Source organism: Sphingobium sp. RSMS, from assembly GCF_005406185.4.
GTDB classification, from domain to species: Bacteria; Pseudomonadota; Alphaproteobacteria; order Sphingomonadales; family Sphingomonadaceae; genus Sphingobium; species Sphingobium fuliginis.
In genome coordinates this window covers 3541160-3563607 of record NZ_CM191257.1, presented here as the reverse complement: position 1 = coordinate 3563607, position 22448 = coordinate 3541160, and the positions used below count along the sequence as shown (strand labels likewise).

General features: G+C 60.9%; 12 protein-coding genes. 3 read left to right on the top strand and 9 right to left on the bottom strand.

Annotation, left to right across the window (positions count from 1 at the left end):
- The first annotated feature begins 14 nt into the window (after positions 1–14).
- Positions 15–530 (top strand): hypothetical protein, encoded by a 516-nt coding sequence (locus EGM87_RS17380; RefSeq protein WP_137709458.1) that lies wholly within the window; start codon positions 15–17, stop codon positions 528–530.
- A 24-nt stretch (positions 531–554) separates the two neighbouring features.
- Here the strand turns inward: EGM87_RS17380 and EGM87_RS17375 are convergent, their stop codons facing one another.
- The 3 genes from EGM87_RS17375 to EGM87_RS17365 form a co-directional block, all read right to left on the bottom strand.
- Positions 555–1175 carry a thermonuclease family protein gene (locus EGM87_RS17375; protein WP_137709459.1) on the bottom strand — a complete coding sequence of 207 codons (621 nt, stop codon included), beginning with the start codon at positions 1173–1175 and terminating at the stop codon, positions 555–557.
- Positions 1172–1507 carry a hypothetical protein gene (locus EGM87_RS17370; RefSeq protein WP_137709460.1) on the bottom strand — a complete coding sequence of 112 codons (336 nt, stop codon included), beginning with the start codon at positions 1505–1507 and terminating at the stop codon, positions 1172–1174. The genes EGM87_RS17375 and EGM87_RS17370 overlap by 4 nt, the downstream gene beginning before the upstream one ends.
- 722 nt (positions 1508–2229) lie before the next feature.
- Positions 2230–7113, bottom strand: coding sequence for an autotransporter domain-containing protein (locus EGM87_RS17365; RefSeq protein ID WP_137709461.1), 4884 nt, complete (start codon positions 7111–7113; stop codon positions 2230–2232).
- 411 nt (positions 7114–7524) lie between these two features.
- Here EGM87_RS17365 and EGM87_RS17360 point away from each other — a divergent pair, with 411 nt between their 5' ends.
- On the top strand, positions 7525–8256 hold the full coding sequence (locus EGM87_RS17360) for a hypothetical protein (RefSeq protein ID WP_216614567.1): 732 nt from the start codon (positions 7525–7527) through the stop codon (positions 8254–8256).
- A 72-nt stretch (positions 8257–8328) separates the two neighbouring features.
- On the opposite strand, the gene EGM87_RS17355 is transcribed toward EGM87_RS17360, so the two are convergent.
- The 3 genes from EGM87_RS17355 to EGM87_RS17345 all read right to left on the bottom strand — a co-directional run bounded on the left by EGM87_RS17355 (position 8329) and on the right by EGM87_RS17345 (position 17612).
- On the bottom strand, positions 8329–8964 hold the full coding sequence (locus tag EGM87_RS17355) for a hypothetical protein (RefSeq protein WP_137709462.1): 636 nt from the start codon (positions 8962–8964) through the stop codon (positions 8329–8331).
- Positions 8965–9115: 151 nt separating this feature from the next.
- Entirely contained in the window at positions 9116–9991 is an 876-nt protein-coding gene (locus EGM87_RS17350; protein ID WP_137709463.1) for an adenylosuccinate synthetase, read from the bottom strand.
- Positions 9960–17612 (bottom strand): UvrD-helicase domain-containing protein, encoded by a 7653-nt coding sequence (locus tag EGM87_RS17345; protein ID WP_253719165.1) that lies wholly within the window; start codon positions 17610–17612, stop codon positions 9960–9962. The genes EGM87_RS17350 and EGM87_RS17345 overlap by 32 nt, the downstream gene beginning before the upstream one ends.
- A 575-nt stretch (positions 17613–18187) precedes the next feature.
- Here EGM87_RS17345 and EGM87_RS17340 point away from each other — a divergent pair.
- On the top strand, positions 18188–19117 hold the full coding sequence (locus tag EGM87_RS17340) for a restriction endonuclease (RefSeq protein WP_137709465.1): 930 nt from the start codon (positions 18188–18190) through the stop codon (positions 19115–19117).
- A gap of 299 nt (positions 19118–19416) precedes the next feature.
- Here EGM87_RS17340 and EGM87_RS17335 read toward each other — a convergent pair whose 3' ends face one another.
- From EGM87_RS17335 to EGM87_RS17325, 3 genes are all read right to left on the bottom strand, one after another.
- Entirely contained in the window at positions 19417–19902 is a 486-nt protein-coding gene (locus tag EGM87_RS17335; RefSeq protein ID WP_137709466.1) for an RES family NAD+ phosphorylase, read from the bottom strand.
- Positions 19899–20333, bottom strand: a complete 435-nt coding sequence (locus EGM87_RS17330) for an Xre family toxin-antitoxin system antitoxin (RefSeq protein ID WP_137709467.1) — start codon at positions 20331–20333, stop codon at positions 19899–19901. Before EGM87_RS17330 ends, EGM87_RS17335 begins: the two co-directional genes overlap by 4 nt.
- Positions 20334–20662: 329 nt before the next feature.
- Positions 20663–22195, bottom strand: a complete 1533-nt coding sequence (locus tag EGM87_RS17325) for a Fic family protein (protein ID WP_137709468.1) — start codon at positions 22193–22195, stop codon at positions 20663–20665.
- Positions 22196–22448 lie beyond the last annotated feature (253 nt).

Here is a 22448-nt window from a genome sequence, read left to right as displayed (position 1 = left end):
GCTGAAACTGAAGCATGTTGACATACGCCGGCTTGCGGAAGCCAACGCAAACCTACAATGGGGATCATTTCTACATTGTGCCGGATAGTATGCGACCTGAACTCGACAAAAAAGAAATTGCCAGACGCGTGTTTGAACGAGCTGCTTGGGTAATGCAGCAGTCATGGGAAGAAAACTGGCGTCACTCGCGTTTGCTTGATGAGCCGTTGATCCCTAACCATATCATCACGGCTGGGCGCTCACGGGCGTCCGCTGACCATCGTGAACATGTTGTGCCCTTGGCGCTCATTCGTAATCAGTGCGAGAAGATGTTTTCTTCGGGAGCAGATGCGTCAGCGGTCGCGAAATTGTTGGAGCGGCATTTGAAGATCGTGATGATCTCCAAAGCTGAACGACAGCGCCTCGACTTCGAGCTCGGCCTGAAAGTGCGCATGCCAGAAGGTTGGTCGTTCGACGACGAGAATGCTGACCCTTTTGCGCGGTTGAAGGCTGCCGGCATCGAATGGGATCAACTTGAACTGAACGTCTGATGATATGGAAAGTGAGGCACTGCTCTAAATCAGTCGCCCCTGCCCCTCCGCTTGCCGCATTCGATGCTTCTGGCGACGCTTAAAGTTCCACGGCGGATCGGGATTGTTGCTGACCCATAATCCGCGCCGGTTCCGCCTGGCATCGTCCTGTGCATTGAAATATTCCGCTTCGCGGTCGAACGCATATTGCTCTGTGACCCAGGCCCAACCGTTTACGATCATCTCCAGCTCGATATTGCGGGTAACGGACCGGGGTCTCGTCACCAAGCAAGATCCCCGCTTACCCTCATGATAATATTCCACCCTTCCGGGATCCATCTGCTCCGTTAAATATGCCATGCAGAGGAGGCGTTTATACGGGTCGATAGGTACGCCGCCCGTCGATTCTTTGCCAATCGGAAGCAAACGAAGCTTTTTGCCACCTACCAGTCCGAGCAGAAAGTCGCGGGCTTCGGGCCCGAAGGGCTGTTCCATTTCTGGTGCATCTATGAACGCGAACCGGAAAGGGATGCGCTCCACCCATGCCTCTCGCAGTGGGTGCCAAACATTTGCCAGGAAGCCGTCGCCGTCGAAAACCTTTAGGACACGCACATCCAAGGCTTCGTCGGCCGCTATAGGACCCGGATCATCCGGTGCGAAAATCATTCAAATCCGTCTTGATTATCCAGATCCACCACTACTTCATGTTGATCATCAGGAAAATAAGCTACGAGCAATTTCGACGAAGGCGCCGGCGTGACGAGCAACATTGTGCAGGCCTGCTCAGGAACATCCTGCTCTGCCGCAACATCACTCCAATCACCGATGAGCTTAAACGCTCGGTGCTCATCCTGCGCCGTAGGAATACCGGCATAATGGCCTACCACAGTCAACGGGGCCCTCAGCTCATCAACATCACTCCGCGGATCAACAAAGCGATCGCCTTCCAGTGTGACGATGTGGCCCTCGAAAAGTGCAGCTACCGGGATCTTGTTCATATTGATGCGCATTCCTTGACCAAATGCGTCGACCCGCTTGAGCCGCCGCCTCTGCCTCTCATCTACATCGATTTAACTGCCTATAAGTTAAGGCATTTCCGCTAGACATCACAAATGCTGATTTTCTGATCATGCGCGGAGAGCCGAAAATTCTCTGAGAAGGGGAGCCCCCCCTCCGTACATACGCAGCTATGCGACTGGCACGTTAGAGCCAAGAGACACTGTTCAGTCTGAGGCCGAGGGCAGTCCGGAAACCGTAAGCTCATCCACGATGGCACGGGCAAGCATCGGCGAGGCCCTCACGAGCTGCTGCAACTCCCGTGTTGCGCCGTCTTCCAGTCCTTGTGCGTATTCACCTGCCACCCAAGGGCGACCAACATGACCGGGAGAGGGCGTGAAAAAGCATAGTGCGCCGTTCCCGTTAGTCAAAATCTGAACCCCGTAATGGGCAAGCCTCTCCATAATCAGACCCGCAATCGTCTTGAGAGGTTCTGCGCTTGTTCCAAAGTTGTTCACGTTCTGTTTACTCGTTGATTCTGCGCCAATATTTCTCGTTGGGGTGTGAATAAGTCACGCGACAGATTTGGACGCAGCAGAATTCTTCCAATCCGGTGTGGCGCTCGACATAGCTATCGTTCAACGCGAAAGCAGGAGAGCAAGGCAGCGAAGCAAACGAAAGGGCGCGCCGAAACCGCCGCGCCCTCCCGTCACTACTGATTGTGTCAGAAGCCGAAGCTAATGCCACCGCGGACCTGGCCGAGGCTGTTATGGCCGCCGAAGCCGTAACCGCCAGAGAGGAACAGGTTGACGCGCTTGTTGACAGAAGCATCAATGCCCAGTTCGATCAGGCCGTTACCGTCCGGATCCACACCCTTCAGGCGGAAGGCGTCGCCGCCGCCCAGATACTGGACCGTGCGATCGCTGCCGATGCTGCCTTGGAAGCTGTACTGCACCTTCGCATAGGGTCGATAGGCGATCCCATCGGCATCACCGATCAGAGCCCCGGCCTTCACGCCCAGAACAGGCGAGAAGACGGTCTTGGAGGCATGATCCACCTTCAGTCCGATGCCAGCGCCACCTTCTTCAGTGAAGCCGTTCATCGACCAGCGACGCAGCGCCAGCTTACCATAGGGGGTCACGACCAGACCGCTACCGGCGGCGAAGTCATAGCCCAGTTCCAGGCTGGCATCCAACTGCTTGCCCTTGAAGTCGCCTTGTATGGTGCGAGCAAGGATGTCCAGGTCGCGTTCGACTTCAAATTTCGAGAAGCCGTAAGCCAGCTGCAAGCTGCCGTAGAAGGGGCCAAAGCCCTGGGTCGCATATGCACCGATGGTGTAGGTGCGAACCTGCGCCTCTTCCTGCGAACCCTGTGCAGTGACGTCATGCTGGCCATAGCCGAAGCCGATGCCGAAGGCGCCGTCTTCCTGATAGGCCACGTCAACGCCGAAGGCGCCGCCATAGCTGTTGGTCTTGATCTTCGACGCACCCGACCTGGTGCCGCCCGTCTTGGCGAAGTTCGCCGACGGGTTGAACCAGATCTGGGTACCCAATGCCTCACCATAACCGCGGCGCGCGGCCAGACGGTTGACGGTGGTATTGAACACCGCGTTCTGATCCACAGCGGCCAGCGAACCGTAGATCTCCGCCGAGGAAAGCTCGTTGAAGACCTGCGCCGCCTGTGCGCTGTTCAGGCGCCAGTCGAGACCCGCCGCGATGTTGGCGATGTCCTGCGCATTGGCGATCTCCGTTACCGAAGCAAAGCCATTGCCGCCGGCAGCGTCCGTCTTCACCCGAGCGATGACGTCAGCCAGTGCGCTGTCCAGACCCACGGCTGCCGAAGCGGCATTGGGATTGGTTGCGCCCGTGGCGTAGCTGTTGCGGGTCGCCGCGATCGAAACGGTCTTGGCGGTCGCATCGTGCTTCAGGCCGAAGGTGACGAACTGCGAGGCGAGCGTCGGTGCCGCAGTGGCGGTGACGTTGCCGGTGCCGGTATAGGTGAACAGCGTATAGCCGTCGCCCGTCGAATAGAGGCTATCCTTCGACACCGTCACCGCGACCTTGCCGGCCAGGTTCAGGTTACCGTCCACAGTGACCGACGACGGGATCGAGAAGACACCGGCATTGGTCGGGGTGGTGAAGTAGGGAACGCTGACCCCACCGGTGATCGGACCCAGCACTTCGGGCGCTGCGCCGCCATTGTTGACGGACAGGTTGCCAAAGCGGACCAGCGAGGGATTGATGCCCACAACCGTCGTGCCGTTGGCAGTCTGGGTGTAGTTGCCCTGCTGATAGATCTCGATGCCCTTGATCGCTTCGGGACCCGGCGTGACGATGCTGTTGCCAACCGTCTGAACGAAGGTCGGTGCACGACGGCCCAGGACAAGGGTGGCATCATTGTTGATGTTGCCCTTGATACCGAACACGGCGTCGGTGCCATCAACGTCCAGCTGAACTTCGCCAGCCTGCACGTTGAAGTTGCCGACATCCATCGTCCAGCCTGCGGGCGTCGAGCCTTCAGCCGGAACATATTCGGCGCCCGTCACCACGAAGGTGCCTGCACCGGTCTTGTTGACCGTGTTGACGCCCAGCACGCGGACGGCGGTCGGACCGAACAGACCTTCAGCGTCTTCCGGCAGCGTGGCGGCCGGCGTGAAGTTGGCAGGCGAGGTCGACGTAGCCGAACGGAGTTCGCTGGCACCCAGGAAGCCGCTGCCATTCAGGTTGACGGTCGTGTCGGTGAGGAAGGCCCCGTTGTCGGCACGCTGTGCGTCAATGTCGCCAAGTGTGATCGAACCGTTGTTGAGGTTGATCGTCGCCTTGATGTCGGCGGTCTTGACGGCTGCCTCGCCACCCACGGTCAGGTTGAACGCAGCAGGATCGACCTGCGAGGCATCGAGCGGAACCGCCGGCGAAAGCAGCGAAGACAGCTCGGACACGACATCGCTCTGCGTCGAAACCGCACCCGTCACGTTGAAGCCACCCGACACACCGTTCTGATCGACAGTGTAGGTCTGCGAAGCGGCAACGGGGGTCACGGTCACGTTGGTGGTGTTGATCGTCGCATCGACCGTGGCCGATCCGCTGAACACCGAACCACCAAGCGTAGTGGTGCCGGTCAGGATGCCATTGTTGGTGAACGATCCGGTCAAGCCTTCCAGCTCAACATCGCCAAAGGCGTTGCCGCTGTTGGTGAAGCTGGCGTTGCCGCCCACCGGCATTGCGTCAATCGTCGCGGCGAGGGCGCGGATGCCAGCATTGGTCGGGTTCGTGTCGGTCAACGTGACAGTGCTGTTGCCATTTAGAGCCGAAACGCTGAACAGATTGCCGCCGGTGCCCAGATCGCCATTGTTGACCAGCGAAGCGGAGGTCAGCCCTTGAACCTCGACATCGCCAAGAACGGTGCCGTTGTTGGTGACCGAAGCGCCGCCGCCTACTGCGGTGGTGCTGAAGGTCGATGCAACCGTGACGGGCGTGAAGCCGTCCGCAGCGTAGGTCGTGACAGTCTCCTCGCTGCTGCTTTCGCCCAAGCTGTTGGCAAACAGATTGCCCGTTCCGAAGCCACCATCGCCAACAACGCTGCCGCTGCCGACCGTGATCGAAGCGCCAGCGACGCCCGAAGCAAAGACGTTGCCCGCAACGCTTGGTACGCCCTTGCCCTGCAGCGCAGCGGCCGTGTCAATCACGACATTGGCCTGGCCACCCGCGTCGGCGAAGCTGTCGGTGACGGTTTGCGACGTCAGCGTGTTGAGTCCGCCAGCAACGCTATATTCCGAAGTGGAACCGCTGCTCGAGGTGGACGCGAACGCGCTGGCGTTCACCGAACCGCCAACGGTGCCGGTGATGTTCGCCGTGGCGTTGCCGAAACCCGCTGCAACGGTCGCATCGCCATCGATCCGCCCCGCGTTGTTGAGCGTGGCATCAGCAGCAACAGCCGGAGCCGACACCGTAAACAGCGACGTATCGACCTGAGTGCCGTCTCCCGACGCATCCGTTGCCCGCGTGCTGGAGGCTGTAGAGGAGGCATCGCCTACGGTGAAGAAGAATGGCCCAGTCGGGACAGCCGTGCTGACGAACACATCCTGTTCGACCTTGGCTGCCGAGCCGATTGCTGCCGAAGCAGAGGCACCGCCCACAACGCTCACATTGCCGTTAACCAGACTGCTTCCCTGAAGCGAGACGGACGCGTCTCCGCCTGCCCGCGTCTGATTGAACTGCGTGCCGCTTACCGAGGTGGAACCCTGGAAAACGCCCGCGTCATAGGTGTCGGTGTCTTCCGAGGTGAATGTCCCGTTGAACGCCACGCCCTGGCTGGTCGAGGAAACATTGCCCGAAACCTTGCCGCCGTTGATATTGACTGCGCTCGCAGTATCGCCGCGGGATGTGACATCGCCATTGCGGCCTGAATCGCCTGGCGCGACCATGCCGGAAATGTTGACGGTGCTCGTGCCGCCGGTCGACGCAACGTCGAAGGTGTTGCTGCTGCTGTTCACGACCGAGCCGGTGCCCGCCGCGTCGCGCGAATCGGTCGACACGGCCACATTCTGCGTGGCGAACGACGAGCCAGACGCTTCGGAGTAGATGTCGCCGTACACGGTGCCCGTCACGGTCGCCGTGCTGTTCGTGCCGCTCACTTGAGTGATGCTGCCGTCATTGCCAGCACCGAAGTTCAGCGAGCCATTGATACCCGCATAAGTACCATCGATATCGCCGCCGACGGTCTGCTGCGAAGTGCTCGACTGGGTGGTCGTGGTGGTGCCCGAAACAGTGGTCGTCGGACCGGTCGAGGTGAAGGTCGTATTGCGGCTAAACGCGTCAGTCTGACCCAAGACCTGGCCGTTGTTCGCGATCGTGATCGCGCCGGACTCCGATCCCGCGGACACATCGCCGCTGATGCGGCCAGACGCGGCGTTGGTGACGGAGATCGCCCCTTCGCTGGTCGAGGCAAAGGCGCTGCCTGCAACATCGCCGCTGTTGGCGATGCTTACGGTGCCGGTGGTGGCCGATCCATCGAGGTCGCCATCGACAGTGCCAGCGTTAGTGATCGAGACGTTGGCGGCGTCGAGCGCCTGCCCGATAAGGCTGCCACCCACTTCACCGGCTAGGCCGTTTGCGAGTGTGACGTCACCAAAGCCAGAGCCGACAACTCTGCCGCCTACAGTGCCATTGTTGGTAAGCGATACCGCGCCGCCAAAGTCCGTCGCGCTTACGCCGCCGACGACTTCACCATTGTTGGTGGCGGTAAAGCTGTTGGCGGCACTTGCCGCACCCACGCCGCCAAAGCTCAGGCCGGTCACGCGACCATCATTGGTGAGGTTTACCGCGCCGTCGCCCTGACCCGCAGCAAAACCTCCTGCAACGAAATCATAGCCGACGCTCGCGCCGCTGATATCGGCGCCGCTGGCAATCGTCACCGTGAGGTCGGGATTGGCTGGCGTGGTGATGGCCGTAGCAATGTCGGCGTTTACGGCTGCGCCGGTTCCTGCGCCGGTCGGCACGCTCACTGTGGCGGGAGCCGCCAATGCACCACCAGCGTTTGCGAGCAGAGCCGCCGCTGGTATGGAGGCTGACAACAGCAGCATCCGGTTGAACCTCGACTTCTTATTCATTCAAAACCCCTATTGGCTGCGATTCTCAGGCAGATGAGCGGCAAACGACGGGCGCCAGTGCTTTCGCGTACGCAAAAGGCTTTGCGCTGATGCTGTTCGTAACTCCCCCCATGACACCTGTAGTTGCGCAAATATGCGCAACATGCGCAAACATCTATGTCCAGACCGAAAGCCGTGCAAATCTTTTTTGTGAGTTCGCGCCCTCAAGAATGACAGAAATGGTCGCAGTCGCAATATGCCGGCATGCCGCACCGCAATTTTTCTGATGAATTTGCGCAAATATGCACTTGCAAATTTGCGCTATTATAGTTTGCGCCGGAATGATCGAAGCGCATAATGATGCTGGCGCGACGGACGACGGCCGCATCTGGTCGTGGTTGGCTGTCGCGCTAAGAAAACGGGCGCATACACATGTCTTTTGTCGGTGAGTGGGATCAGGATAGAGCCCGCAGCCTGATCGGTTGCCTGATCAAGGAAACCGGGTTTTCAGCAAGCCAGATTGCGCGCCGCTCAGGTCTTGCGCCCTCCACGCTCACCCGGATCTACCCCAACCCCACGGTCGGCTATTCGCTCTCACAACAAAGCGTCGCTAAGCTCAGTGCCACGTTTCCAGATGCATTTTCCATCTGTGAAACGGATGCGTTGCCGCTGCGATCTCCGGCATCCGACATCATGCTGAAGGACGATCCGGCCCTTCCCGTGCTTTCGAAGCAGAACGGCATCCCAGTGTACGCGGCGACTGTCCATTTTCCTGAGGAGAGCGGCTTAGCTTTTTCCGAGCAGCTTGAACTCTGGGAGGCCGATCTTTCTCGTCCAGTTGCCTATATGGCAGCACCTTTCGGGCTGGGTGACGCCGATCGCTACCTTGCCATGTATATCCCTGGCGAAGCTATGGAACCGCGATTCAGAGCCGGCGAGCGAGTGGTATTTGACCGCGTCAAACCGGCATCGATCAATGCGGACGTGCTGGTCCAGCTGCGAGATGAATCAGGGCGCTCATTGTGGACCGCCGGTCGACTGCTCGCCCGCGATCGCAACCTTATCGAGCTAAGGCAATATCGCGGACAAGCGACGGCATCTATCCCCCACGGCCAGATCAAACAAGTTTTCCCAATCATCGGCATGATCGACGACAACGTCTGACCGACTGAAAGCACCGCCGCCCCCTATCTCGGCGCGCGGTGCATGCGCCAAATGACGCGGTCAGCGCGCCGATTAAGAATTCATCGCTTTTTCTATTCCGGCCCATTCATGCTCATGTGTGCCGACATGATTTTCCATTCCGGGCTTGGTCAGACAGCCTTTCGGACTGGTATAGCTGTGAATCGTTCTGGCCGGTTGCTCGAACCAGGATATGTTGAAAGCCCAATATTTGGGAAAGAAGTAGAGACTGGAGTAAGGCAAATGATCATGGATCCACCATGCGAGCTTCTGCCAATCGCCCTCCTCCTGGAAGGCATCCCAAAAAGACGGAACAACGATACAGGCCGTCGCTCCCATCATACCGTCACGCTTCCGATCCCAAATATGGCTCGCGTAGTTCCGCTCGTTGGAGGCGCAGTTATAGCCCGCTTTACCGGCATTCATCATCTCGGAGCCAAGTCCGTTGACGTCGCAGGAGCGGAATGCCGAGCGTATGGCCAACCGACCGAAGCGGTCCTGTAGCGGCTCAAGCAGATCCTGACACAGGCGGCTACCCACAGCGATGGCGAGATCAGGATCATCCGGTACGTTCGGAAGTCCGTGAATTGCCGCGATGTCCGAGAACAAAAAGTCGCGCATGAAAAACGACTTTGACAGCCGCACCCTTCCAAATTCGCTCAGACTGGCGACGCCCACCGGCTTTTTCATAGACGCTCCTTTTCTTTCGCCTTTGTCAGCCAGATGCGACATTTCCGGTCACAGTAGATGGCCACCTATCGCACTGATAGCCAGCATCCGCCGCTCCTCGACAATCGCCGTATTCGCGGCAATGGCAACGCGGATGATTGAACTTTTGACTTCATCTGTTGCTTGGAGCCCAAAATTCAGCGGTCCACGGAAGGCGGGTAGCCATCTCAAGCTCCGCCATCATCTCTCGCACTGGCCCGCTTCGCAACTCAGCGCCGTCGATCCACCCCAAGCGATCATCCCTGGCCTGATCCAGACATGTGATCGCAAGCGACGGCGTGACGGCCATAGTATCCCCGGCCACGGCCAGGTCAGCCGCGATACGGCGGCCGAGACGAGCCGGATCGAGAAGGCCGAAGCGCAAGGTTTCCTGCCAAGGATTGGGAAGGTTGGTTGCATCATCCACGCTGAACCAGTGATCAATCGACCTTTCATCCTCCATCCCTCCACGTCCATGACGGGTGAGATAGCAGCGGGTGACGTAGACCGCTTCAAGCTCCCCAATCTCCGCCTCTGTGGCGATCGCAGTGATGTTGGCAAGACCCGTACTGGAGCGCGTGACGAATGGGAAACCAGCTGCACCCTGGTCGAGAAGTAAGCCCTGCGCTGCTTCGAAGATGATCGGCCCCATCCTGGGCAGATCGGCATCGGACTGCAGGACAACCCGTTCCGAAAAAGCCCGGCATTGCTCTACGAAGCGCTCAAGCAATGCATCTGCCGCCCCAAATGCCAGCGGACCAAAGGTCAAGTCTATTCCGAGTTGCGCGCAGCGCACAGGCAGCCATTCATCCCGGATTGCCCGCAGCTTACCCGTAAGACTAGGCCTACAAAGATCTGCAACTGTCAGCGCGAAGGAAGTCTGCTCGGACTGCCCTACCGTCTTTCCAAAACCAAGGCCACAGCTACCATGCCGGCGTCCGCTGCGCGCGGCGCGCAGGGGCAAAGTATCGTTGCCGCTATCGCAACCGGCCTGCAATGAGGACGGCATAACCCCAGCGACGGCTTCTCGTCCCGGTGTCCATCAACTGGTCTTCCGGATCATCGGGGTAGAACCGGACCACCGAACTTACGCGCAGATCGTGATTGGCGCCGCCCTTGTCGTGCATTTTCGCGATGAATCCGACTTGGCGCCTAGTGCCTGAGGCTTGGACGTGGAACAGTCCCTTGAACGCTCCTAGTCCCGAGCCTCCGAGCACGATGCTGTCTCCGACCCGCACTTCGTGTTCGATGTATGCCTGGCAAGCGTCGGGATCCTTGTTGAAGGACGTCTCGTCCATGGCCCAGCCAAGTCCGACATCCGCCCAAGCGCCGCTCAGCGTCAGGCGGTCCGATCTGGTGCCGACGAAAGACTGTGTCGGGGACTCGAACCATGCACGTTCCCGGTTTCCCCAGAAATACCACAGCCGTTCCTTTGCGCGGGTCATGGCGACGTAGAATAGGCGGGCCTCTTCAGCGGCGTCGGCCTCCACCTCGGCCAAGGGTTTCGACCGTCCGCTTTCGCCATATGTGCCGAAACTCTCCTGCGACGGCATGATGACGACCCTGTCGTATTCCAGGCCCTTGACCTTGTGGATGGTGGACACGACGACTTGCGCGTCCCCCGAAACATCGAGGCTCAATCGCGTCAGGTCGTCGGTGCGCAGTTCCTCGATGAAGCGGACGAGATCGGAGATCCGAGGGTAATTGCGTTCCTGCAGGCACAGGTCCCACAATGGCCGTAGGCCTGGCGAAGTGGCTGCACCCGGACCGAATTCGGGCACGGCCTTGCCCTGCATGAAAGCATCGATCAACTGCGGCACAAGGGCAGGGGTCAACGGGCGGTCTTCGCGGGCCTGTTCCATCCGCAGGAAATCCAGCCACAGGGCAACATGTCGCAGGCTTGAAACCCGCAGATTGGTTTTCCCTTGAATGGCCAGATCGGGCTCCTTCGGGAGCAGTGCCTCGTAGACGGCGGCAACCTCGGCGTTGTTGCGGCACAGGATGGCGACGGTCTTGCCTGCCTCTTCTCTTATGAAGCTCCACTGTTCCTGCACTTCGGCCACCGCATCGTCAAACGATCTGCCTTGCCAGTCGAGGCGCGTTGCCCGCCCGCCCTGTGTCGCATCCTGCCTCGGGACAAGTTTTCGGGTCTTGAGCCTGGCGGAGCGGGTGTTGCGTGCGAAGAACCCGGTGATCATGTCCTGGCTTTCCGTCACCACCTTGGCGCACGAGCGGAAATTGACCCCGAGCACGAGTTCGCTCAGTCCGGCTCCGCCGAAATCCTCCCTGAAGCGCTGGAACCACGTTTCGGAAAACGCCTTGTCGCTACGGTTCCAGCGCAGAATGTCCTGGTCGTCGTCGCCGATAGCCATGACCCCGGCGCGGCCACCGCTGCCGGCGTGAAGCGCGCGCAGGATAGCGTATTCGTTTTCGCCGAAGTCCTGAAACTCGTCGACCAGGATGGCATCGACATCGCCGGCGACGCTGCGGCGGAAGGCCTCGCTGTTGGTCATGCGCCTGGCGAATTCGCCGAGGAGGTCGTCACGCTTCACGGCGGCCCCCTCCTTCGCAATGTGGCGCATGGCAAAGCCGTGGAGCGTGGAAACCTGAACGCGTTGGGCATGCGCGGCATAGCCCAGCGAGGTGAAAAGTTCCTTGATGCGCCGCCGGATCTCGAACACCACCGCCCGGTTGAAGGCTAGGACCACGATCCGCGAGGGGCGGACATGCTGTTCGCGGATCAGGTGGACGATACGCCCGACCAGCACGAAAGTCTTGCCGGAACCCGGCCCGGCGTTGACCAGCAGGTGCTGGTTGCACGGGTGCCTTGCAGCCTCCCACTGGGCCGGTTCTTCGGATTTCTCGAACTTCGCGAAAAACTCGACCGCTTTGGTCGCGCGCAGCCGGTCCCTCATGGCGCTGACGGTAGCTGAAACGCGCTTGAGGGGGGGGGCTTCGCCTCCCCCGTCCGTTTCGGGATCCTCCATTTCGCCCAGCTGGCTTTCGAGGAAGTCTTTCAACCCTTCGGCATCGGTCTGCGCGAAATAGCCTTCGATGAAGGCATCCTGCGCGGCGGGGCGAAGGTTGGCAAAGATCTCCATGGCATTCGTGCGGACTTCCGAGAGCGCGTTTACCTCGGCAAGCCGGCTCAGGGCTTCCGGGGCGGTTTCGTCCTTCCCCGTCAGCTTCACGACATGCGAAAAATCGACGAGTTCGACGTTCACCCGAAGGAGTTTCAGCGCTGCTACAAGGCCGGCGGTGCGCTTGAGGTCCGACTCTTGGAACTTCGCATTGCCGGCCGCTTTTTGGACCGCCTCCACGATAACGGATGCGGCCATCAACTTCGGCTCGGATGGGTCGGATGCTGCGGTCAGGCCGAACTCGTCCGCAAGCAAGCCGAGGATCGATTTGCTTGCTGCGACAATCACCTTGCGCCGACGCTCGACCTGCTGCCGTAATGACGAAGGCAAGGTGGCCTGCCAGCGAACAGTCCGCCCTTCGTCGATGACCTGGTGCAGGCGGATGCCGGATGAGCGGGTTAACGACCGGAAGCCGTTGAGAAGGGCGCGTTCGATCAACTGCCGCCGAGCTTGCAACTTGCGCTTGCTATGCTTGCCCTCCTCTTCCGGGGCAAATGAGTCCCGATACCGGATCATGGCTTCTTCGATGAAATGCTCGATTTCGGGCGTGTTCAGGAACTCCTGAGGCAGGAACCTGTACTCGGGCTGCCGTCTCGTCTGGGCCAGGAGTTCTTCAACGGCATGGCTTGCGGCATCGATCAAGCGGTCGTTGAGGTCTGGATCGAACAGATCGGACCGCTTGTATTCGAGCTGCCTGGAAAAGCGCAGCGCGCCCTGCTGCTGCAACTGTGCCAGCAGCGTGAGTGCGTCATTGGTCGAACCGACTTCGGGCACTAGGAACACGATCTGCGACAGGCTGACGACCGCGCCCCCGGTGTTTTCCTCCAGCTTGGCAGGACCGGTGTCGAGCCAAAAGCTCGCGCCGAATAACGGCTCTTTTGCCGTGCGGGGATGATGGCGCCCTTGATTCCGCGGCACTCCGAGGCCCTCCTGCTGGTCCTTCGGCCGCAGGGCGAAAGCCAACCCCACTTTCCCGGCCAACGTCTCGAGGATCCGGGCCCTGGTGTCGGGCGGGTCATTCCGGGACGGGACGAGTGTCAAGGTTTCGCTATCCGGCGTATCGTCCTTTTTAAGTTCGGCCAACAGGCTCGCCAACTTCCCGGCAGTACTCCGCTCTTCGGCAATTTCGGCGAGACGGGCGCGATCGATTTCGATCTCCACCGCGTCGTTGATCGCGGTGATGTATTGCAGCCGGTTGCCTTGCTCGAGCCAGTAGAGTGCCATCCGGGTGCGGGTCTGGGCGGCGCGCTTTTCCGTATCGTACTCGTAGGACTCGTATCCGTGCGAGGGAACCACTGCGACGAGGTGCTTGTCCTGCAAGAAGGCGCTTCGGCCGACCTTGTCGGCCAGATCCTCGAGGTACTGCGGAGTGAGAGCATTCTCGTGCCGCATGCCCCGGATATGCGCGAAGTCCTCATCGGCGAACGGCAGGAATGCGTTCAACTTGTTGAGTTGCGCGCGCTGCATTTCGGCGCTGCCGCGGCCGATCCGGCCGACCTGCTGGAGGTATTCCTCGAGGTAGCCGGGGGGCGAAAGGTGGACAGCCCAGTGGATGTCGGGAATGTCCATGCCCATGCCGAAAGCCGTCGTGGCGACGAGCACGTCGAGTTCCCCGTGGCGATAGGCGTTGTAGACCGCTTCGCGCGCTTCGCCATCGAGCCCGGCATGATAGAAATCGGCGTGGATGCTCGTTTGCTTCGAGAGCAACTCGGCGAGATCTTCGGCCTGTTGGCGCGAGGACACGAAGATGACGACCGCGCTTCGCTGATCGGTCTTGGCCGTGTTGTCCTGCGCGGCGGAGATGGCGCCCCGGATGACGGGCAGCCGTTCCTCAATGGTTTGCAGGAATTCCCGGAAATTGACGCGCCTGTTTACCCGGCTGCGGTCCACCGCGATGTGCGAGCGGATGGGGTTGGCGTAGACTTCGGGCCGCACGGCCATGGAAAGCCCGCGTTTGCCTTCCCCGCCGCAGACCATTTGTTCCAGCGCGGTGAGGTCCATCCGCGTTAACGTCGCTGAGAGCAGCAGGAAGGGAGACCTGGCATCCTGGTCGAAGTCGCGGCTCCATCGCAGGAGTTGGTCCATCGCGAAAAAATAATCCGGCCGGAACTCAAAGCCCCACTGGTTGACGCAGTGGGCCTCGTCGAAGACGACATGCTCCAGCCCGCCGTCCATTTCCATCCGGCGCTCGAGCACGTCGCGGCATTCGGCTCCACGCAGGCGTTCGGGCGCCACGTAGAGTAGCACGATGCGGTGATCGAGGACGCCCTGCAAGACTTCCTCGATTTCACCACGGGACAAGTCCCCGCTCAGGAAATCTGCGGACTCCGAAAAGCCTAGGTCGCGCAGGCCCTCGACCTGGTCGCGCATCAGGGCCTTGAGCGGCGAGATCACAAGTGTAAGCCGCCGGTTGTTGAGGCCGCGGAGCAGCGCGGGCACTTGGAACAGCACCGATTTGCCCTCCCCGGTGGGAAGCGGGACGATGACGTGATGCTTCCGGCCGCAGATCGCTTCCATTGCCGATCGCTGGCCATCCTTGAAGCGTTCGACCTTTCGCGGGGCGTCCTTGCTTGAAACGTCCTGGCCCGGATTCCAGTGCTTGACGAGAAACCGTTCCATTGAGGCGAGGTCGCCGGGCGCCGGGTTGCGCTCCAGCTCGAGGCGGGAAAGTGCGACCCTGAACTTTTCGCGCTGTTCGTCGTCGAGCGCGCCACTGACCGGCAAAGGTTTGAAGTAGCCGCTCAATTCCCGGCCATGCGTTGCAAGGCGTGAATCGATGATCGTGACCGGGGCGCCGGCGTCGGGCGGCATGTTGTCGGTGAGCCATTCGGCAAGGTAATCCCCGATGAGCGAGCGGGATTCCGAGAGCACGACCGAGCTGCCGAAGGCTTGGTGCGGTTTCGATCCGGACATCGCCTGACCACCGTCGGTTGATTGTTCGCTTGCCGGCTGTCCCGGCACAGGCGAACGCGAACGGGCCAGCCACTCCTCCAGAGGCAGCGCCTCGACGACCGGCAGCAACTTGGTCCCGATGCTACGGGCCATTTCGTCCCAAGCCCGCCAGTTCGAAACATGGTCCACGATGGCGTAGTTGCGGGCTGCCGCGCGCAGCAGGTGTTCGCGCTTGCTGCGATGCTCGGGCCGACGTTCCCCGCGGCCGATCTCCGCCAGCGCTGTTTCAAGCATGGAGACGAGTTGTGGGCTGCTAGTGCTGCCGATCAGCAGGATCGAGGCATGGGCAGCGCGGCCGGGGACCAGCTCGCCGAACGTGCGCAGCACCTCGATCCAGTAAGACAGCTGGTCCAGTGCGCCGGGGTGCAAAGCCTGGAAGCGCCTCGTCGCGAGAATCGGTTTGTGTGTTGCCTGCGGGGACGTGGGCTGCGACAGCCGTTTAGCGTCCGCAGGAATGCTCAGGATGCCAAACCGCCGCAGACCGCCGGAGCGTTCCAGCATGGCGGCGGTCCGGTCCATTCCGACCCACGACGATGTGCGGTTGCCGGACGGGATCTGGATCAGGCGGTCGGTCTGGGCCGGGCGTTTTTCGAGTCCCGACTCGTCGAACGCGAGGGTTTCCGTGCCGAGCACGATCTGCTGCCGATCACCGGCCACCAGGCGGAAGCGCGCGAGGTCCGCCTGTTCCCACCATTCCGGACGCTCCGGCATCGGCGCGGCGCACCAGCCTTCCATCCGCGCCGGCAATCGTGTGGCGCGATCGAGTGCCGAGGCTAGGCGCGATTCGTGATCGACCAGCCATGCCGGGATCATGTTGCGCCGCACCGAGATGTCCTGCCCGGCCGCAAGGCGCACCACGGCAAGGATCACCCTGGGCGCAGCGCCGTCCAGTGTTTCGTCGCGCAGGATGCCTTCCAGCAACTCGGGATCGATTTCCCGCAGTGCCGCCGGCAGGTCGTGCGACTCATCGGCGGAAGTGATCACGAGGCGCGTGATCCAGTCGAGCTCGCTAAGCCATGATGCGGGCCAGAGCAGCGTCTCCTCGACTTTCGCAGTGGCCGGGATGTTGCGAGGAAAAGGTCGGGCGTACCGCCTTGGGGTGACCAGGCTGCCCACCATGGTATCGACAAGCTGCGCGGTGTTCTGGAATTCCCCGGCAAGGATCGCGCGCGCCAGTCCGGGCTCGAACTGGCGCAGCTGTTGCTCGAACAGGTCCCGGCAGGCCCGCGCATCGCCATCAGCGTGATGCGTTCCGCCGAGCGCATGCGTCGGGGCCTGCGGATCGAGCAGGAAGGAGACAAGCAACGTGTCCCAGACAAGCGGTGTTGGCGCGTCGGAATCGAACCGCTGGATGATCGGCCAGTCCCAGGCGAGTAAATTGTGCCCGATCACCAGGGGCGCATCGCGTACCTTGGCATGCAGCGACGTCATGGCGGAGCGCAGCTGGGCTTCGTTTCCCCGGTCATGGAGCAGGCGGGCTTCCCCGGCGTGGGCAATGCCCACTTCCCAAACATTCTCGCCGTCGGTCTCGAGGTCGATTGCCAGGGCGTCGGTAACCAGCATCGACTGCAGCCGGGGGGCCACTGCCGGAGTCAGTCTGTCCGCGTTGGCCTTGCCCACCCAGTGCGCGCGAACCTCGCTTCGGCGCCTGGCCCCCAGGTGTTCGAACAGCGCCAGTCCGGTTTCCGGTCCGCGCCCGCCCCAGTCATCCAGGGCCGACTGCGCGAGCATGCCGTTGGCGGCCAGCCTTGCCAGCCATTCGCCGACGAAGGCATCGGGCTGAAATCCCGAGGCCAGGAGCGCATTCGCGAGATAGCGTTCATGCTTTTCGCTGCCGCGCAGCCACTTCTCCCACGGCCGGCGATCCTCCGTCGTGGAGAGGCGGCGCAGCATCCAGTTCAGGATGCAGGCCTTGGTCACATCGTCGGCCCCTTCCATCCACTCGGCGGACGGGGTGCCCATCAGGGCCAGCTGGGCCGGGGTGAAATACGCCACGTGGGCAAGGCCCGGCTGTGGCGACTTCAGCGGAGCCAAGAACCCATATGGGCTGTTGCGGATCAGCGGGGGCGGCGTTTCCCCCCGGAACATGTCGTCCGGCAGACGCTGGAACCGCTTCTTGCACAGATCCCGCAGGAGCGGATCGTGCAGGTCCGTCGGGGCGTCGTTCTCCCAGAGCACATGGTACCACGACGCCCTGAGGAGATCGGAGATCTCCCGATCACTGCGAGACTCGAGGAATCCGAGGCGGACGGCATCCCAATCTTCCTGATGTTCGATCGCGGATGCCGTCGGAAGCCACGAACCATCGAGGACCCGCCACCGCACGACTTCGAACCCGCGTTTCCGACGCGGGTTAGTCCCGGCGATGAACACCACCCTTGCGCCTGCAGCCGGCAGGTCGGGGCGCTCCCGGTCGATGTTGCCCTTGACGTGGAAGAACAGCCGCCTGTCATATCCGTCCGGCGTGACGAAGCCGTACCCCTGGTCTCCCGTGAGGCTGTGCACCACGCCAAGCGTGGGCAGGGAACCGGTGCGCATGTCCAAGGTGGTATCGTCCTCGGGTGAGGGCGCGGACTTTCCCAAAGGTTCTTGCGATCCTGCACCTTTTAAAAGCTTCTCGAGCTGTTTCCTCAGACTTTCGTCCCGTTTAGTATTTTGCATAGATGAGGGAGCTCGAACGCGATTTTCCACGGTCGCGTCTTTATGAGAAACATATGCCAAGTATCAATAACCATTCGGGTTTGGTGATCGGATCGAAGATGCATTCTGGACGCGATGCTGGCCGATTTCCGTATAATCGATAATGGACGTGCTTTCCGGATCAGACGGGGCAGGGTAGCGTTGTCGCAGGGCAAGCCATTGAGCTGAGGTACCACCGTCGCGAATGTCCCAACCCTGGTCATGAATTGAATGGCCGCTTCCAAGCACAGGGAATTCGCAGTCGGACGGCAAAAAGTGGCGCAGGGTTGTCGGGCCGCTGATCAGCTCGACTGGCGGCTTACAGATAGTCCGTTTACGCATCACATTGGCGAATAACCAGACTTCAGAGTTAGCCGGTCGATTGGAGCGCGGTTGTGCGCTATGCATCGGCTTTCGGGTCTGCGGGGGGTCGTATGCCGGACGGTTATGCTTTCGAATTGAAGATCGCAGAGAGAATGCGCGGGCTGGGGTGGACCTGCGAAATGACGCCGGGCTCCGGTGATTTCGGTGCCGATCTCTTTTGCCGCGTCGGCGAAGAGTTCATCATCATTCAATGCAAATGCTACGAGGATGCCTTCTCGATCGGCGTCGGGGCCGTTCAGGAGGTCTGCACCGCTGTGAGGCATTTCAATGCCGCCCGCGGCCTGGTGGTATACGAAGGCCGTCCGAGCAAAGCGGCTAAATCCCTAGCGCATTCCGTGGGAGTTCTTTTCTTCCACGCCGATGAGCTTATTGCCGGGTGGGAGTACGATCGCACCGCCGAAGGGATGGCGCTCCGGATAAACCAACGCGAAGAGCGTGAAGCGGCTGAAGCGAGGGAGCGGATCCAAAGAAGGGCGCAGCAGGCCGAAGAATACAAGATCGATTACGAAGCGTATCTCGACCGCCTGAAAGATTGGGAGGTCGGCCAAGCTGCCTGGGAGAAGAAATCGAAATCCTGGAGCGGTGGCTGGGCGGCGGGGGCCGCTATGATCGCTGGCTTCGGCGTGCTCGTGCTCTTTTCGGGCGGACCCAGTAGTGACGCATTGTTGGGTCTCGGCTTGATGGCTGTCGGTGCGGCCATCTTCTTCGCCCGGTATCCTTGGGCCGTTCCGACGAAGCCCGTAAAGCCCGTGCCTGTCGAGGAGGCTGTGCCGCCTCAGCGCGCCGGGACCGACGATATTTTTCCGTCAAAGGTCGGCATCCTACCGAAACAGCGTGAGGGGGATCGGGTCATCGTGAGGTGCTCACGGTGCCAGACTCAGTTACGGGTTCCATCTTCGAAGCGCCTGCGGATAGGGTGCCCCAAGTGTGGACTCTCGGAGATTCGTGAGACGCCGCCTGGAGCCATGCTTGAATATTGACGAAGCGCCGGGGGATCACATCCGGCGCGTGCGGTCTAAATGGCGAGAGTTGCTCGATATGGCCATAAAGGCGGAGCAGGTTCCGGTGCCCGTTCGCACATTCACAAATTCTCTCTTCTTAGAGCTCACCTTTGCGACGGCCGAGGATGCACAGGGGCTAGATAGCTTTGCCTGCCTCCTTGGGCAGGTGCCCTTTTACTGGGAATAGGAACGGCCGCTTTCGGGATCAGCCCTTGCTCACTTGAACGACAACATTATGGCGCACTGTGCCCCGGCCGATGGTCCGCGCAAAAAAGTGGCTAAATCTGGAACAGGCGCAGGTCCCAAGGTACCGGACTCGCCATGTCGTGAGTGATCTTGCCCGCGTCGGGGTGACGCAGATTTATGAGAAAGTTGCGCTCGATCCGACCGCCGGGAATTGATGGGACGATGAGTATGCACGAGCGACATTCGAGACACCATGTGGCACCGAAGGTCTTCGAAATCGAATCGTCGATCCCGTCCCAGCCCGGATGGGAAGTCTGCGGGAATTCTTCGTAGCTGACGCCCGGCGGAATCGTGAGGCGGATGTAGTGCTGGTTCCCGGGAAGCACGCCGTTGAAGTGGGCGAGTTTCTCGATCAGCGCGGTCGCATAATGCTCAGAGGTGTAGAGCATCGGGCTGCTCGGGGTATTCCAGCGTCCGGGGAAAAGGCGGGCTCCCTCGTCATCATAGATTGGATGCTTTCCTGCAGGGTCACCGATCCGGTAGCTGTAGAGAACCCTGTCAACGATCCCCGGCTTCAAGCGCCGCCGCCATAGGCCGCTCGGCCGAGGAGATTGATAACAAGATCGGCACCAATTCCCGTGTCGGTAGCCACGTCAATCGGCCTCTGGTTCTCAAGCATTGGGTGCGAACGGTAGAGAAACTCGCGCGCCTTGATCTCGTCGTGATAGATCTCCATCGCAAATTCCCAGACCTTGGCGACGGCCGCGACACGATTGCCTTCGTCAACGGTGAGCTTTGGCTCGCTGGCGCCTTTGCGCCGCGTCAGCGTTGCACGGGGCACGAAGCGATACGGGAAGCTAGCGTCGTCCGGCGCGATAGCCTTCGACAACCGCTCTAGCGAGGAGAGCGGGAGTCCAGCCTTGATGCAGTTCGCGATCGCCAGCGGCGATCGCGGGCCTGTCTTTAGCCCAAGCGAGTCAGCGAGGCTGCATGCTTCCGCGATCATCATTATTCTCCTTCGTTCATATGAGCCATATATATGGCTCATATGGTCAAAAGACAAGATCGAACCCGTCGGACAATGGAGCTTGCTCCTCCCTGCAACCCGAGACAGCCTCAGCTAAACGCAGCCGTGCGTTCAACCCGCTAGAAAGCAAATTGATGCAGAGCCATCTTTGTCCGGTTCCAAGTAACCGCGGCACTTGAATGACCGCCCTTGGCGCGATGCCGAACGGCTGCTGGTCGATGCGACTGGCGGCAAGCTTGGTGGGGTACAGGGATCCTAGTGTGCCGCCCACGTGATCGCCACCGCAGATAGCCTCGGGTAATCACATACTCTCAGGAGGCGTTTGCCGCACGAGGTATATCCCCCGCTTCGGCCAGCGCCCACTGCACCGCTTGCTCCATCTCGGCGATCTCGGCATCGGTCAGTTCGTCGAACTGACCGCGCTTGCTATTGGAAAGACGTCCGCCGTTCTGAAGCATCAGGCGGATCAGCAACGCGGCGCGGCGGTCCGGCATATCGACGATTGTGCGGACCCCTTCCATCGCGCGGTCGAACATAGCCAGGAAGCCCAGTTCTTCGCGCAGGTCCGTACGGACGGAATCGACCACGCGGTCATAGAGATATTCGGCGACAGGGGTGGCGTCGAAGAAGCGATAGAGCGGCGCGGTGTCGCTGCGGACCGCGATCTCGCGCTCGCTGGTCCAGGCCCAATCGATCGCGCTTAACAGGGGTTTTGAGAAGCTCTCCAGCACCGCGTCATAGCTGCGCCGATCTCGGAGGATGGCGGCCGACACAGGGAAGATCATGCTGTCTGGGCTGAAACCTGTCTTGCTCAGCACATGATGAACGATGAAGCGGTGGATGCGACCATTGCCGTCCTCGAACGGGTGAATGAAGACGAAGGCGAAAGCCGCGACTGCCGCTGCTACGACAGGCTCGATGTCGTCAGCGAGCATCCGCGCCGTCAGCGCCTTCCAGCCCGTCATCAGCGAGCGAACGTCTTCAGGTCGGGGGCAGATGAAATGCACCTCCTCGCGGAGATCAACGGTCGTCTCGCCGACGAAATTCTGGAAGCTGCGCCAGTCGGTCGCGGCATAGCGGCGATCAACGATCGCATTCTGGAGCCGAACGATCGCTTCCTTGTCGCCCGTGTCAAAGCTGGAGGCGGCGCGCAGCGCGGCGACGAACCGCTCGGTCCGATCCGGGCTGGGCGCCTCCCCCTCGATGGCGAAGGACGCGCGCGTCTCCTTGGTGAAGAGGTGCCGGACTGCGCGGGCGAGCACGGCCGGGTCATAGCGTTCGATGATCGCGCGTGCCTCGGCATCGATATGGACGCCGATCTGCCCTTCCAGCTTCGCCGTGCGGCGCACCGTGGGGCACAGGTCCGGCGTGCCGAGCAGATTATCGATAACGCGGTGCCGCAACGAGTTCCGCCTCGCCCCGGCGACATGCTTCTGCGGATCGAGCGCCTCGACATAATTGCCGGCCGCGGCATCGGGCACGTCGAGACGTTCGCCGGTCAGATACTCATAGAAGAACCAGGCGCGCCGCGCGTAGCTGCCGCTCGGCTCGGTGCGCACCCATGCCGCGACGACCTCGGCGTCGATGGCAACGAAGGTTGCGGCCAGCACGCCTAGATCCAGGGATTCATAGCGCAGGGCAAAGCGCAGGTTGGCGATGACATTGTCACCGGTCGCATAGGAACGCGGGTAGAACTCGACAGTGCGACCAGCGATTACTTCGGTGCGCCGCGCACCCGAGACGAGGTAGCTTTCGGAATAGGGCGGCGGACTTTGCGGTGCGAACGCCGCTCGCAGCCACATATGGCCCAGCTTCGGCCGACCGTCATCTATGTCATCTTTCATGTGAAAACACTTAGCGCGATACGAAAACGATTACCAATGACGTCTACCATCTAAGATTGATTACGAAAATTAACGTAGGATGCCGTTTCGAAAGCTGTAGCCGGGGCGGACGGGCTGGCCTGCCACGATCTTCCAATCCATCACGGACGCCGCCAATGCCCTGCCGCCGAGCCGGTCGGCCTTGCTGGAACTGGCAGATGGCTCACTCTTCAACGGCGATGTGTCAGCCGCCCGACAAGCTGCCATCGATCGG

What these genes read in the sequence shown, in the direction of transcription:
- EGM87_RS17355 (WP_137709462.1), bottom strand. Translation starts at nt 8,964, where the DNA reads ATGAAAAAGCCGGTGGGCGTCGCCAGTCTGAGCGAATTTGGAAGGGTG.
- EGM87_RS17360 (WP_216614567.1), top strand. Translation starts at nt 7,525, where the DNA reads ATGTCTTTTGTCGGTGAGTGGGATCAGGATAGAGCCCGCAGCCTGATC.
- EGM87_RS17380 (WP_137709458.1), top strand. Translation starts at nt 15, where the DNA reads ATGTTGACATACGCCGGCTTGCGGAAGCCAACGCAAACCTACAATGGG.
- EGM87_RS17345 (WP_253719165.1), bottom strand. Translation starts at nt 17,612, where the DNA reads ATGCGCACCGGTTCCCTGCCCACGCTTGGCGTGGTGCACAGCCTCACG.
- EGM87_RS17330 (WP_137709467.1), bottom strand. Translation starts at nt 20,333, where the DNA reads ATGATGATCGCGGAAGCATGCAGCCTCGCTGACTCGCTTGGGCTAAAG.
- EGM87_RS17375 (WP_137709459.1), bottom strand. Translation starts at nt 1,175, where the DNA reads ATGATTTTCGCACCGGATGATCCGGGTCCTATAGCGGCCGACGAAGCC.
- EGM87_RS17350 (WP_137709463.1), bottom strand. Translation starts at nt 9,991, where the DNA reads ATGCCGTCCTCATTGCAGGCCGGTTGCGATAGCGGCAACGATACTTTG.
- EGM87_RS17340 (WP_137709465.1), top strand. Translation starts at nt 18,188, where the DNA reads ATGCCGGACGGTTATGCTTTCGAATTGAAGATCGCAGAGAGAATGCGC.
- EGM87_RS17365 (WP_137709461.1), bottom strand. Translation starts at nt 7,113, where the DNA reads ATGAATAAGAAGTCGAGGTTCAACCGGATGCTGCTGTTGTCAGCCTCC.
- EGM87_RS17325 (WP_137709468.1), bottom strand. Translation starts at nt 22,195, where the DNA reads ATGAAAGATGACATAGATGACGGTCGGCCGAAGCTGGGCCATATGTGG.
- EGM87_RS17370 (WP_137709460.1), bottom strand. Translation starts at nt 1,507, where the DNA reads ATGAACAAGATCCCGGTAGCTGCACTTTTCGAGGGCCACATCGTCACA.